Consider the following 13,936-nt stretch of genomic DNA (forward strand, 5'->3'; position numbering starts at 1 on the left):
TCAGCCTTTCTGTTTCAGGCGCAGCCCGGTCTTTTTCAGAATGCGCGTGGAATAAAGGATATCTTTGGCTCGGCAGGCATCGCCCAGAATGGCGGCAATCTCGGCCCGTTTTTCTTCGACTTCGGTTCTGTCGGTGCCATGTACCATAGCAAACAGATTATACGGCCAATCCGGCAATGCGCGGGGCCGTTGGTAGCAATGGGTCACGAAGGGCAGGGCGCCGATCTTTGCACCCAGCTTGGTGATGCTGGCATCTTCTACATCCCAGACAGTCATGCCGTTCGAGGTCATGCCAAGTTTGTAGTGGTTGGGTGCCGCAGCAATGCGGCGGATCACACCGCGTGTTTTGAGGGCTGCGAGCCTTTCAAGCAGGTCAGATTCCAGAAGTCCCAGATCATAGGCGACCTGAGCATACGGGGTTGGGGTCAGGGGCAGTCCCCCCTGCAGCGCCCGAATTATCTGTCTGTCTGTTGCGTCGATCATGCCGCCACCCGGAAACCGATAAAGAATTCCTGAAGTTTGGGGAAACAGAGAACCTTGATCCCCGTTTCCTGTTCGATGGCATCGGCAGTGCCTTTGATCCCCTCGGGCGTTTCGGTGGCCAGCACGAACCACATGTTCAGCCGATGCGTGCGTTCATAATTATGGGCCACCTCGGGATGCGCATTGACTTTGGTCAGGACGGTTTCAAAACTCTCGGCCGGAACAGCCATGGCACACAGGCAGAAGGCCCCGCCCATGGCAGCAGCGTCGAAAAACGGACCAAAGCGCGTGATGACACGGTCTTCTTTCATGCGTGTCAGGCGCGTCAGCAATTCGGCCTCAGACAGGCCAAGCTCTTCAGCCACCGCCGCGTAAGGATGCGAAGTCAGTGGCAGATCGTCTTGTACACGATTCAGGATCGCACGGTCAGTTTGGTCCAGCATCATGCAGCGGCCTCCTTGGCTTGAATCAGCGCACCGGTTTGTTTGAAACAGCGGGTTGAGAAAAGGACCTTATTCCGCGCCCCGGCCAGTTCGGGCAGAGCAATCGCTCCGGCCAGAACGTCCTGAGCCTCGTTGCGGGTCCGGGCGTGGATCATGGAATAAAGGCGATATGGCCAGACATCTGGAACCGGGTTGCGCTCGTAGCACAATGTCACTCCGGGATAGGCGGCCAAAGCGGGTCCGGCGGTGTCGATCTGCTCCGTCGGCAGATCCCAGACCACCATCGCATTTGCCGACCAGCCAAGCGCCCGGTGACGCACGATGACGCCAAGCCGCGAGATGATCCCTGCGGCGTGCAAAGCAACGACCCGCGCCATCACGTCGTCGGCATTTCTGTTCAACGAACGGGCCAGCGCCGCGTAAGGTTTCGTGACCAGCGTCAACCCGGAGCTTAGAGTCTGCAGCAGGCAACGATCACCTTCGCGCATGACCGATGTATCGACCTTTCGCGCTGTGGGCACGTTTTTGGCGCCTCCAGTCATGCGAAAACCAAGGTCCACGTTGAAAGGGCGCACCAACCGCAAATCCAGCACTTGCAACCCAGTGGACCGGCTGATCCGCGCAAGGGTATCGTTGACATGCGCTCGATCCGGTCCCGTCGCAACAAACCAGAGGTTCCAAGCATCTTCGCGTTGATAATTGTGATTCACGCCGGGTTCAGCGTCGATCAGGGCAGCGATCTCCTCCAACCGATCTTCCGGAGCCGACACGGCTGCCAGAGTGCTGGCGGTGACCGCGCCGGGCGTGATGGTGGCACCGACCCGCGTGATGCGGCCGGTATGACGCATTCGGGACAGGCGATGGATGACTTCGGCTTCGTCCAACCCAAGTGCGTTTCCGAGAACTTGAAATGGACGCTCGATGACTGGAAAGTCGCGTTGGAATTCATCCAGCAGGCGGCGGTCGATCGGGTCGGTGATATGTTGCATCCGCTACAGCCCTGTTCTGTGGGCGCGAGCCGTGAAGAAAATGCCTGATGGGCTGTCTGCATCGATCTCGCGCAGTTTTTCAAAGCTATGCGTGTCGTAGACCATGACCTTGTTGGCGTCGCGTACGCTGATCCAGACCTCATGCCCGCGCGGCGTGAACTCCATGTGCAAGACTGCGGGGCCGGGCTTGAATTCGTGGATGATCTCTTTGCTGACACTGTCGATCACCTGAATCGTATCGTTCAGCGGGTGTGCAAAATTCACCCAAACCTGCCGCCCGTCGGGACGTGCCATAGCAAAGACCGGCTGACCATGAGTTTTGGTGCGCCCGGTTTCGGACAGGGTGTCCGCGTCGATCCACAGAACCTCGTGATGGCCAACGGCGGGCAGAACAAACTCGCGCCCGGTCAGCGCCCAGCCTTCCAGATGGGGCATCTTGTAGACGGGCATTTCTTCCTGCCCACGCCCGTAATCGGGAAGAACACGGATGGGTTCTGGATCGTCCGACCACAGATCAAGCGCGGTCAGGCCGTCCTCGCCAAACAGGCCGGTGATATAGGTGCGACCGTTGGCGGTGATCAGTGCGTCATAAGGGTTCTTGCCCATGTCAGGAATTTTGGTGATCTCGGGATCGCCTTTGGCGAAATCGGCAATCCAGGTTTCACCTGTGTCCCACATGGTGAAAACGAACCGCCGACCCGGCGCATCGACCAGACCAATGGTTTTACTGTCGGTGGGGATGTCGGCGATCATTTCCAGTGTGTCCGCGCCAAACACGCGTACACCACCGGGTTCATAGTTCGACACAGCCACAAGCGTACCATCGTCCGAGATCGCTCCGCCAATAGCGTTACCTGCCTGCACAACACGGTTCACGATTTGACGGGTGACGATGTCAACCTTGGTCAGCCCACCGTCGCGTCCAAAGACATAAGCAAAGCGTTCATCGGGTGAATAGACCAGAGAAGCATGAGACAGATCGCCCAACCCTTCGATACGGGCCAGAGCTGCACGGTCGGATTGATCCACCAGCAGAACCGAGCCTTTGGCGCGTTCGATGACAAGGCCAAGGTCGCCTGTCGCGGTGGGTTCAGCCTGAGCTGTGGTCATCAACAGTGTGGCTGCAAGACCAAGGATGAAATGTTTCATTGTGCCTCCTGTTCCAGCAGGTAACGGGCAATCCACTCGGCCTCTTCTTCGCTGATCAGGGGCCGCCACGGGGGCATGGCCGTGTCCGGAATGCCGTCGAGGATGACGTTGGTCAAAACGTCTGCATCGTAGTGTTCAAGTGTCTTGCTACGCAGGTCGGGACCGAGACCACCTTTCAGGGATAAGCCATGACAGGAACCGCAATCCTGATGCACAAGTCTTTTCAGGGTATCGGGGTCGATAACATCAGCCGCGAAAGCGGAGGTTGCGGCCAGAACTGCAGTTGTCAGTAAAGTTCGCGCGACCCATCCCGAGTGTCCGGGCGTCCTGTCGGCACGCGTCGGACCAATTCCTCGATCTCTTCTTCCGAGCTTAGCCATGGGCCTGTTCCAGAAGCTCCGCCACTGGTCGATCCGCGCAAAGCGAAACCACCTTGCCGATGATAAACAGTGTTGGCGCTTTAAGCTCGGCTGCGCGTACATCTGTGGCCAGTTGATCCAGCCGTGACACAAGACGACGTTCATCAAGTGTTGTGGCTTTGCCCACCGCCAGAACCGGCGTCGATCCTGGCAGGTTTTCAGTCATCAGGCCCATGGCGATCTGACCTATGTTGGCGACACCCATATAAACCACCAACGTCGAATCCGGATCGGCCAGACGTTTCCAATCCAGATCCAGCACCTTGTCAGCCTGCCGATGCCCGGTGACATATTGCACCGAGGTTGCCAGTCCGCGATGGGTCAGTGGTACACCTGTCGAACAAGATGCCCCCTGGGCTGCGGTTATGCCCGGCGCGTATTCGACGGCAACACCGTGGGCCATCAGATAGGCGGCCTCTTCCGAGCCTCGCCCAAAAATCATCGGATCGCCGCCCTTCAACCGAGCAACTGTGTGACCTGCACTGGCTTCTTCGAGCAGAATTTCGTTGATGCGGTCCTGTGGGACGGTGTGACATTTGGGGGCTTTGCCGACAGGGATCAGCCGCGCGCCGTCCGCGTGCAAATTCAGAATGTCGGCAGACACCAGCCGGTCATAAACGACTACATCCGCTTCTTGCAGCATCCGCAGTGCGCGAAGGGTCATCAACTCAGGATCGCCGGGACCAGCTCCTATCAGAAAAACCTTACCGCTCATGTGCAAACTCGCTTGGTCTGAAAGTCTTCGAGACCCGACAATTTCGCGCAGATCCGCTGTGTTTGCAGGACGTTGCTGGGTGAGCCGGGCGTGTCATGAGGGCAGATTGACCCAATCGAAAACCAACCTCCTTGACATAAGTTAAGGAGCGCGGGATTTGCTCCCACGCCCCTTTTTTCCTGCCCGTATTTTACCTTGTTTCAGGGTTCGACGGTGACCATTCCGATCATGTTCTGTGTCTCCCAATGCGGGCCGCACAGATAGTCCTGTGGGCCGGGTGTGAGGAAGGTCAGGTCAACCGCTTCCTCTGGGAACAGACGATCACTTTCGGGTTCGCTTCCGTCCTTCAATAGAACCGAATGGCTGGTGCGTTTGTCGACATTTACCCAGCGGACGGTTGTGCCCGCTTTCACGGTCAGTTCGAACGGGCAGAAATTATATTTATACATCAACACCACTTCGGCATCTTCGACAGTGGACGAAGGTTGACCGAACAGCTCGACATAGCGCTCTTCCGCCTCGGTGCAAATTTCAGAAACTTCATCCGACCAGGCGGGCGCGGCCAAAAACAACAGCGCGGGAAGAAGGCGTTGGGGCTTCATGGTCCATGTCTCCTTTCCAAAAGTGACAGGGGCCGGGTGATCCGGCCCCGATCCATTATTGTTTGACCACGTTGATCGCGGCGCCGTCATCATCCAGTGCGAGGCTGGTGTTCAGCGTCACGTGGTGGAACCGGGCGGCGGAAAAATCGTCGTGGATCGCAAAGCCGACAGTGTAGGACTGACCCGCCTCAAGCGGTACATCGCCCGGCGCACCCGAGTTCAGTGGGCGGGCGAACACAACTGTCCACATGCCGCCCGATAGGTTGGCCGAAGCTGCAATCTCTCCATCGTTGACCACGCGCTGTTCCAACAGATAGCCGTTGGTGGCGCTGCCATCGGCATAGACACGCATCAGATCAAGATAGGTGCCATCGGCCAGATACTGCTCGATCTGCTCAGCGGCCTGCAGCTTGTCCCAGCCACCCAGCGCCTTGCCACGGCGGCCTTTGACTTCGACATCCGTTCGGCTTTCGCTGATGTATTTGGTCACTGTGTCTTGCGCTGTCATACGCCCCGCGACGTCGCCATTGGCAGCAACCGCGTCCGCCTCGGGGGCGAATGGCATATAGGTATTGTCTGCGTGGCACGAGGCCCAGCAGCCAACTTGATCGCCCAGCTCGATGCCGGTGCCAGTGATCATCATCGCGACCTTGATCTGGTTGTCGGGGTCCATCTTGCCGCCATCAACAAACGGGGCCGGGTTGTGACCCGCATCCGGCCATTGCAGACGGATGTACAGGTTTTCGTCGTCATGCGCAGCCTGAACGGTTGCATCGATGATGCCACGTTTTCCGGGGATCGGAGTCGGCTCCAGTTCGCCACCAGCAACGATTTTGTTGCCGATCGTGTCCAGTTCCTTGGCGTGGCAGGTTGTGCACTGATCACCACCTTTGGTCAATGGACGCGCCCCGCCGTGGAATTTACCATTCTGTACCCATTCAAACGAGGCCTGGCCGGGGTAGAACAGTTTCAGATCCGCACTGGCGACGGCATTCCAGTCGATATCTGAACCGACATCACTGCCACCACCTGCCGGCGCTGCGGCAGCATCGCCAGAGGTATTGGCGCGTTCTTCGGCCACTGCCGCGTCAACTGCTGCTGCAATTTGCGCCTGCACCGCCTCTTGCTGAGCTTTTTTGGCGGCTTTTTCGGCCTCGGCCTCAGCAGCTTCCTTAGCTTCGATCCGCTCAAGACTGGCCATGTATTCGGGTGGAATCGGGCGGATAAAGGCCGGATTAGGGGCCTCAAGCTTTTCCAGGTATTCTTCTTCTGCCCGGTCGCGGGCATCCGAGTGTGCGATCCCCTTGTGACAGTCGATACAGGTCTGGCCGATCTCCATAGCGTTCAGGTGCTGCTGACGCGCGCGGGGCTTCTGGAACTCGGGCATCATGGATTCGAAATCATGACAGTTGCGACATTCGCGCGAGTCGGTGGACTTCATCCGCTCCCATTCGTTCATGGCCAGATGCACACGCTTGGCTTCGAACTTTTCGCGGGTGTTGATGGTTCCGACCATCTTGCCATACAGCTCTTTGGACGCCTTGATCTTGCGGATCATCTTGTGGGTCCAGTCTTTGGGCACGTGGCAGTCGGAACAGACAGCGCCCACGCCCGAACGGTTCACGTCGTGAATTGTACCGGTGTATTCCTCGTAAACGAAATCGCGCATCTCGTGGCACGAAATACAGAAATCCTTGGTGTTTGTGGCTTCCATGGCGGTGTTGAACCCGCCCCAGAAGATGATGCCGGCGGCAAAGGCCCCGGCGATACCGGCCACAGGCATTCCCCACAGGAAATACCGGCGCCAGATCGGTTTTTTCTTATCCGGTTCGGAGGTCATATCCGGGCTCCGTTTTGGCTGTCTTGTCTGGCCTTGGGTGGCAGGCCGGTGAGTTTGGCTGATGTCTTAAACAAAGAAAGGGCGGGCGAGGGGCCCGCCCTTTCCGATGTTGGATGCGAACCCGTCAGGTGACGTGGTTCGACCGGTTGTAGACGTTGAACTTGCCGGTCGGAGCGTACAGTCCTTCGATACGACCGATCTCTTCCAGCGTCTTGGCGTCGAAGATCACGATCTGACCGTTCGGTTCTTTCGAGTCCGACAGGTTCCATTTGGAAACCCAGACCTCGGTCCCGTCAGCGTTGAATTCGAAGTGAACTGCAGCGCTGCCTTCGTCTTCGGTGATCTGGATCGTTTTCACGATCTCGCCGGTTTCTTTGGAGATGACCTGTACCGATTGCTGCACTTCCGGCTCGGGATGCTTGGTCTGGTCAGCCCAGATATAGTCCGAATTCGGGTGGGTGCGGACAAACAGGCCGGGGCCGTCGGTTTCCACTTCGTAGCAAACCTTCCAAGCGTCATCCGGGCGGTTTTCAGGATCGTTGCCCCAGACGGTCACGGTACCGACACCAAGGTGGGTCGTGCCGGCCACTGGTCCACAATTCGGGTCGACCCAGTTGGCGCCCGGTCCGGGGTGCGGCAGGGCCGCAGTGTCGATCATCGCTTCAAGCTTGTGGGTTTCGGTATCGACAACAACCATCTTGTTCGACGCGTTGGCGGCGATCTGGAAGTAGCGGCCTGTCGGGTCGAAGAACCCGTCATGCAGGAACTTGGCCGAGTTGATCTTGTCGATCCGCAGGTTGTCGAGGTCGGTATAGTCAACCTGCCACAGCTGCCCCAGCTCTTTCACGGCAACGATCCAGGTGGGTTCGTTTGGCGTGGTGTAGATTGCGGCCACACGGGCTTCTTCCACATACTCGCCATCCACATTGGTGCCACGGGTCGAAACGACTTTGACCGGTTCCATTGTCTGTGCGTCGACGATTGCAAAATGTGGCGGCCAGTAACCCCCACCTATGACGTATTTCCCGTCGCCGGAAACGGCAACGTCGCGTGCGTCATAGGCAATCTTGACTTCGGAAACCAACATGTTCTCGGGCGTCTGCCAGAGGTCGATCTTGGTCATCTTGCCGTCGCGGCCCATGGTGTACCAGAAGCGGCCGGGATTTTCCGGTTCGGTGATCGAATGGTGCTCGGACGCTTTCAGAACGTGCACCGCATAGCCGGTCGGAATATGTGTCAGCACTTCTTTGGTGTCGCCGTCGATCACGGCCACCTTGCCCACGTCACGTTCGATGACGACAAAGAAATTTTCCCAGTTGCGGCCATGCAGCGGCTCGGTCGGGTAATCCTCTTCCTCGACATAGACCTTGCGGGTCGCCATCATCTGTTCCAGCGACATTTCCGGTGGCTTGGGTGCCTCCATCTGGATATAAGTCGCCATATCCTTGATTTCCTGCTCGGTCATAATGTCCGAGAAGTTGTTCATACCGCCTTCGGTACCCCAGGCGATGATCTTTTCAAGACGTTCCTGCCCCAGTTGCAAGGTGCCGCCTTCGGTTATGGTGCCATCGGCTGCAGTCTTTTTCCAATGAGGTTCAAGGCTTTTGCCCGTAGCGCCTTTGCGCAGCACACCGTGGCAGCCCGCGCATTGTTCAAAATAAAGCTGCTTGGATGCTTCAAAAGCTTCCTCGCTTAGTGTTGGCTCTTCGGCGAAAGTCGGAGCAGCGACGCTGCCCAACAACATTGCCAATCCGACCCCAAAAGCGCGGCCGGTTTTGTTGTAGCTGATTCCAAGTGACATGATCACTCTCCATTTGCGTGGTGAGGCACCGCCGAGAGTGGAACATCACAAGGATGTCATCCTTGACCAAAGTCAACGGCAAGGACGCAGACTGAACGCTTTGAACGGAAAACCAGGGCTAAAATCAGCAATAATTCCTGTGTTTCTGCTGCATGTTTTTCCCAGTCTTGATTTCGGTTAAGGGCACAGACTTCTGTCGGAACTAGGCATTGCTTAAAGGCAGGAGAAGCTATGGAGAGCAGGCATGTCAGCTGCAATCGCACGCGTTTTCAGTGAGGGGTTCCGGATCTTTTTCCTTTCTGCGGGTCTGTATGGTGTGTTCGTTGGTATAGTCTGGGGGGTGTGGTTGGCGTCGCTGGACGAGCTTCTACCTTACGCTGAACCAAGCTATGCGATGCCTCCGGCAATGTGGCATGCGCATGAGATGATCTTCGGATATGCGACCGCCGCGTTGGGAGGCTTTTTTCTGACAGCCGTTCCTAACTGGACTGGTGCACCGGAAGCGCGGGCGCGTTTTGTCACCGTTGTCGCGGTGATCTGGGTGGCCGGGCGCGTGGCGGTATGGTTTTCGGGGGCCTTAAACCCTGTGGTCGTCGCAATTATTGACCTGAGCTTTGTTCCGATCCTGGCCTTCAAGGTGACAAGCCAATTGATCCTCCGCCCAAAACCGCAAAATATGGTGTTCCTTTACCTTCTGACCCTGATCTGGATCGCCAATCTGATGGCTCACCTGGAATGGACAGACATGACAACAGACACGCTGAATACCGGTGTGCGTACGGGTTTGTTGGGGTTGTGCTCAATGATTGCAATTCTGGGTGGTCGGATCACGCCCGCTTTTACGCGCAACGCAATGAAGCGGGCAGGCTTGCCCGAATCCAGCTGGCCTGTTTCGGTGGCTGTTCTGGACAAAGCAACGATGATTTTGGCCCTGTTGCTGCCTTTGCTTGTTCTGACACTGGGATCCGGTTCCATAACAGGTATCTGCGCCCTGATGCTGGGCAGTGTTCAAATGATGCGCATGGCGCGTTGGAGGGCAGGATGGGCCATGCGCCAACCTATCCTCATTGCCCTTCATCTGGGCCTGGGTATGTTGGCTTTGGGGCTGATTTTGTGGGGGATGGCTGTCATCGGTCTGGGAAGTGAAATTGGCGCATTGCACATCCTGGGAATCGGATGTGTCGGAGGCATGACCCTTGCAGTCATGAGCCGCGCTGCCCTTGGCCATAGTGGTCGCTCTCTTGTTGCACCTCCGCCAATGGTCACGGCTTATGGGTTGATGGCGGCAGCGGCCGTTTTTCGTTGGATTGGTTCGGGGTTTGATGAAGGGTATCTGGTATTTATGCTTGCTTCGGACGGCCTATGGGTCAGTGCCATCGCGCTTTACCTGATTGCAATGTGGCCCGCTTTGACAGGGCCGCGCATTGCGTCCTGAGGAAACCGGGTCAATAGTTTCAGGTCACGAGGGTCGGATCAATGCCTTGTCGTTTTTAATATGCCGACGCATCAAAGAGAGGATTTGTTTTCCACGCTTCGGAATTGGTCGTGCTGAGACCGGGTTGTGATCGGGCGAAGTCAGTTCCGGGAAGAGGGCTGCAATTTCAGCCAGCGCTTCGGGATGAAAACCCTTAAGAGCTTGCGCACCTGTATAAAGGCTTTCCGAAGGTGCACCTTCGGCGAATACTATCTCATGTTGTTCAAACAGTATGTGGTAGTAGGTGACATCTTGCACTGTTTCCTCAACCGAAATGCCTGGGATGCTAACAAGCTTGCGGGCAGGTACCAGAACTTCTTCGCTGTCGAACATGCGCACTGCGATAGAGGAGCGTAACATCATTCGGTGCTGTGGCGAAACCAACAAATCCCGGTTCGGAAGATTACATCCAAGGCTTCCCGCCGCAATCCGGATTGGGCACAGCATTGGTTTTTTGGCCAAGTCAGACGCATCCAGCGATCGCGCGCCGATCCAGCGTATACGTTGGATGCCGTGATCCAGCGTCAGAACCTCGTCTCCGGCGGAAAGTGTTTCGATAGCCACATCGCCATCCGGTGTCCGGATAAGAGTACCGGCGACAAAGCAAGGCACATCAATAATCGCATTCGGATCAGTTGTATCGGGGGCGTTGGTCGGCGTGACGTTCACAATGTTCATTGAATACGTCGTGCCGGGAACAAGAGGTTCAGACGTTATGTACCCGCCCAGACTCCCGTCAACTTCCACGCGATAAACTGTGATCGTTCCTCCGCCCGGTTTGGACAGAATGTAGGATTCTTCCAGATAAATTGAGCCACTTAAGAAAGTGGTTGAACCATCGAGCGTGGTGACGGTACCGGTCTGCGTCAGGTCATCGCCGTCTTCGTTATCAAAGCGGTCACCGTTGAACACATCGCCCGTATCGGCGATAGGCGGCCCACCACCGTTTTGAATGAACCCCCCCGCTGCGTCCTGCACGCTGAACAAGCGGCGATCGGTATCCGGGTCATAGTTGACATCCAACGTAACCGTGTCCGGTCCGATAGTATTCACTGTGATTACACCAGGCGTGTAACCGATATAGGAATAATTCGCCATTTTTGCCCATCACTCTTTGACACAGTACTTGCACCTGAATTTTCAGATGCTTGAACAAGCCCATCATACCAAAAAATTTGACGCTGAAGATGCTCGCTTTTGTTTTGGATTTCAAGGCGAACCCAAGGCTTTTTCGTGGTTCTCGTTGTTTGTCAGACATCTGATCTCAAGTGTTAGCAAACTTTTGAAGTCTTGACTTTCGTTAAGGCAGTCCTGTGACCCTCACGTCATGTTGCCCACACTAGCTAATCTGCGCAAAGGAGAGCGCGATGCGAGACGTCCTGACAAAGAGCATGGCCCGCAATATTTTTTATGGCGGGTCATTGTTCTTCATTCTCATCTTTCTGGCCCTTTCGGCCCACTCCCACTGGTATATCGTCAATTCCGAGAATTCGGCGAAGCTTGATGACAGCGTGGTGCGGGGCAAACATGTCTGGGAAAAACACGCCTGTATCAACTGCCACACAATTCTGGGCGAAGGGGCCTACTTTGCCCCAGAAGTCGCAAATGTGATGACCCGCTGGGGCGTCCTGGACGACCCGGAATCGGCCTTTGAATCCCTCAAAGGCTGGATGGAGGCGCAGCCTACCGGCATTCCCGGTCGTCGGCAGATGCCGCAATTCAACCTCAGCGACGAAGAAATCCGTGATCTGACCAACTTCCTGATCTGGACGGATAATATCGACGCGCAGGGCTGGCCGCCCAACGAGGCAGGCTGAGAAGGGGAACGGAGCAATGAAATACGAAACCCAAAAAATCGCCTATGCCTACTTTGCGGTAGCCATGGCCCTGTTCGCGATACAGGTGATTGGCGGCCTTCTGGCCGGTTTCATCTATGTATTCCCGAACTTCCTGAGCGAGCTTCTGCCGTTCAACATCGTGCGGATGCTGCACACCAACTCTCTGATTGTCTGGCTGTTGCTGGGCTTCTTCGGTGCCGCCTATTTTCTGATCCCGGAAGAGGCGGAACGTGAGATTCATTCACCCAAGCTGGCCTACCTGCAACTGATCATTCTTGTGGTCGGCACGCTGGGCGTGGTTCTGACGTATGTCTTCAACCTGTTCGAAGGCAACTGGCTGCTTGGCAAAGAAGGCCGCGAGTTCCTTGAGCAACCCAAATGGGTCAAGGCGGGTATCGTCGTGGCCGCGCTGATGTTCCTTTACAACGTCACGATGACGGTGCTGAAGGGCAAGAAAACTGCCATTTCGAACATCCTTGTTCTGGGCCTGTGGGGTCTGGCGCTGCTGTTCCTGTTTGCCTTCTACAACCCGGGCAACCTGTCGCTCGACAAGCAATACTGGTGGTATGTCGTCCACCTGTGGGTCGAAGGCGTGTGGGAACTGATCATGGCCTCGATCCTCGCCTATCTGATGCTGAAGCTGACCGGCGTGGACCGTGAGGTGGTCGAAAAATGGCTCTACGTCATCGTCGCCGCCGCGCTGTTCTCGGGTATCCTGGGCACCGGCCACCACTATTATTGGATCGGTACGCCTGCGTACTGGCAGTGGATCGGGTCGATCTTCTCAAGCCTCGAAGTGATCCCGTTCTTTGCGATGATGGCCTTTGCCTTCGTCATGGTCTGGAAGGGTCGCCGTGACCACCCCAACAAAGCCGCGCTGCTGTGGTCACTGGGCTGTGCCACGCTCGCTTTCTTCGGGGCCGGTGTCTGGGGCTTCCTGCATACGCTGCATGGTGTGAACTATTACACCCACGGCACGCAGATCACTGCGGCGCACGGTCACCTGGCCTTCTATGGCGCCTATGTCTGCCTCAACCTGGCGATCTTCAGCTACGCGATGCCGATCCTGAAGAACCGCGATCCGTATAATCAGGTTCTGAACATGGCGAGCTTCTGGTTGATGACCAGCGGCATGGTCTTCATGACTTTCGTGCTGACCTTCGCGGGTACCGTTCAGACTCACATGCAGCGGGTGGTCGGAGACTACTTCATGGATGTGCAGGATCAGGTTGCGATCTTCTACTGGATGCGCCTTGGCTCTGGTCTGATTGTGGTCCTTGGCGCCCTGCTGTTCATTTACTCGATCTGGGTTCCCCGGAAAGAGATCATTGAACCAGGTGCAGCCGAAACCCCTGCGGAGTGATGGATATGGACGGCTCTTTGGAACTGCAAAAGGGGGCGGCTGACGCCCCCTTCTACCTGGCGCAAGGCGACGAATGCGATGTGTTCGCCGCCGCCTACACCAACAACCTGCCTGTTTTGCTGAAAGGCCCGACAGGCTGCGGCAAGACCCGCTTTGTGGCCCATATGGCCGCCAGCCTTGGTCGCCCGCTCTATACCGTGGCCTGCCACGACGATCTGGCCGCCGCCGACCTGATCGGTCGCTATCTGCTGAAAGGTGGCGAAACCGTCTGGGTCGATGGCCCGCTGACCCGCGCGGTGCGCGAAGGCGCCATCTGCTACCTTGACGAGGTGGTCGAGGCCCGCAAGGACGTCACCGTTGTGTTGCACCCGCTGACCGACGACCGGCGCATCCTGCCGATCGACCGCACCGGCGAAGAGCTTGAGGCCGCGCCCGGCTTCATGCTGGTGGCCTCGTACAACCCCGGTTACCAAAACATCCTGAAAACCCTGAAACCCTCGACCCGGCAGCGCTTTATCTCGCTGGAATTCGACTTCCCGTCGCCCAATATGGAGGCCAAAGTTGTCGCGCAGGAAAGTGGTCTGCCGTTGGAACGTTGCAAACCGCTGGTGCGCCTTGCCGGCAAGTTGCGCGGGCTCAAAGGGCAGGATCTGGAAGAAGGTGTTTCCACCCGCCTAGTCGTCTATGCCGCGACGCTGATCGCGCAAGGCATGTCCACTGACCGCGCCATTCTTGCGGCGATGGTCGAACCGCTGACTGACGACGAGGATATCAAACGCGGGCTCCTCGATCTTGTCACGGCTGTCTTTGGGTGAGGCCG

General features: G+C 56.9%; 14 protein-coding genes. 4 read left to right on the forward strand and 10 right to left on the reverse strand.

Translation table 11 applies throughout. From position 1 onward, the window contains the following. The 9 genes from Q0816_RS09960 to Q0816_RS10000 form a co-directional block, all read right to left on the reverse strand. Entirely contained in the window at positions 1-483 is a 483-nt protein-coding gene (locus tag Q0816_RS09960; RefSeq protein WP_298849995.1) for an Lrp/AsnC family transcriptional regulator, read from the reverse strand. Beyond that, entirely contained in the window at positions 480-929 is a 450-nt protein-coding gene (locus tag Q0816_RS09965) for an Lrp/AsnC family transcriptional regulator (RefSeq protein WP_298849997.1), read from the reverse strand. Before Q0816_RS09965 ends, Q0816_RS09960 begins: the two co-directional genes overlap by 4 nt. Next, positions 926-1,915 (reverse strand): AsnC family transcriptional regulator, encoded by a 990-nt coding sequence (locus tag Q0816_RS09970; protein WP_298849998.1) that lies wholly within the window; start codon positions 1,913-1,915, stop codon positions 926-928. Before Q0816_RS09970 ends, Q0816_RS09965 begins: the two co-directional genes overlap by 4 nt. Positions 1,916-1,918: 3 nt before the next feature. Further along, positions 1,919-3,064, reverse strand: a complete 1,146-nt coding sequence (locus Q0816_RS09975) for a cytochrome D1 domain-containing protein (RefSeq protein WP_298849999.1) — start codon at positions 3,062-3,064, stop codon at positions 1,919-1,921. After that, complete coding sequence (locus tag Q0816_RS26030) at positions 3,061-3,444, reverse strand: cytochrome c (RefSeq protein ID WP_367180480.1); 384 nt, start codon at positions 3,442-3,444, stop codon at positions 3,061-3,063. The genes Q0816_RS09975 and Q0816_RS26030 overlap by 4 nt, the downstream gene beginning before the upstream one ends. After that, positions 3,437-4,198: a uroporphyrinogen-III C-methyltransferase gene (gene cobA / locus Q0816_RS09985; RefSeq protein ID WP_298850000.1), complete on the reverse strand. Its 762-nt coding sequence runs from the start codon at positions 4,196-4,198 to the stop codon at positions 3,437-3,439. The genes Q0816_RS26030 and cobA overlap by 8 nt, the downstream gene beginning before the upstream one ends. 200 nt (positions 4,199-4,398) lie before the next feature. Next, a complete protein-coding gene (locus Q0816_RS09990) occupies positions 4,399-4,800 on the reverse strand; it encodes a plastocyanin/azurin family copper-binding protein (RefSeq protein WP_298850002.1) in 402 nt (133 codons plus the stop codon). A gap of 55 nt (positions 4,801-4,855) precedes the next feature. Then, the gene (locus Q0816_RS09995; protein ID WP_298850004.1) at positions 4,856-6,640 is read right to left on the reverse strand and encodes a NapC/NirT family cytochrome c; all 1,785 of its coding nucleotides are present in this window, start codon (positions 6,638-6,640) and stop codon (positions 4,856-4,858) included. A gap of 124 nt (positions 6,641-6,764) precedes the next feature. Further along, complete coding sequence (locus Q0816_RS10000; protein ID WP_298850006.1) at positions 6,765-8,441, reverse strand: cytochrome D1 domain-containing protein; 1,677 nt, start codon at positions 8,439-8,441, stop codon at positions 6,765-6,767. Positions 8,442-8,685: 244 nt separating this feature from the next. On the opposite strand from Q0816_RS10000, the gene Q0816_RS10005 reads away from it, so the two are divergent. Continuing rightward, on the forward strand, positions 8,686-9,876 hold the full coding sequence (locus tag Q0816_RS10005) for an NnrS family protein (protein WP_298850008.1): 1,191 nt from the start codon (positions 8,686-8,688) through the stop codon (positions 9,874-9,876). Positions 9,877-9,900: 24 nt separating this feature from the next. On the opposite strand, the gene Q0816_RS10010 is transcribed toward Q0816_RS10005, so the two are convergent. Beyond that, positions 9,901-11,013 carry a Hint domain-containing protein gene (locus Q0816_RS10010; protein ID WP_298850010.1) on the reverse strand — a complete coding sequence of 371 codons (1,113 nt, stop codon included), beginning with the start codon at positions 11,011-11,013 and terminating at the stop codon, positions 9,901-9,903. 269 nt (positions 11,014-11,282) lie between these two features. Here Q0816_RS10010 and Q0816_RS10015 point away from each other — a divergent pair, with 269 nt between their 5' ends. From Q0816_RS10015 to Q0816_RS10025, 3 genes are read left to right on the forward strand one after another with little or no spacing between them, the layout of a single operon-like run. Further along, positions 11,283-11,732, forward strand: coding sequence for a cytochrome c (locus Q0816_RS10015; protein WP_298850012.1), 450 nt, complete (start codon positions 11,283-11,285; stop codon positions 11,730-11,732). Between the two features lie 16 nt (positions 11,733-11,748). After that, the gene (locus Q0816_RS10020) at positions 11,749-13,116 is read left to right on the forward strand and encodes a cbb3-type cytochrome c oxidase subunit I (RefSeq protein WP_298850014.1); all 1,368 of its coding nucleotides are present in this window, start codon (positions 11,749-11,751) and stop codon (positions 13,114-13,116) included. Then, on the forward strand, positions 13,116-13,931 hold the full coding sequence (locus tag Q0816_RS10025) for a CbbQ/NirQ/NorQ/GpvN family protein (protein ID WP_298850015.1): 816 nt from the start codon (positions 13,116-13,118) through the stop codon (positions 13,929-13,931). Before Q0816_RS10020 ends, Q0816_RS10025 begins: the two co-directional genes overlap by 1 nt. The last annotated feature ends 5 nt before the right edge of the window (positions 13,932-13,936 follow it).

This window comes from uncultured Ruegeria sp. (assembly GCF_947497005.1).
Lineage (GTDB): Bacteria > Pseudomonadota > Alphaproteobacteria > Rhodobacterales > Rhodobacteraceae > Ruegeria.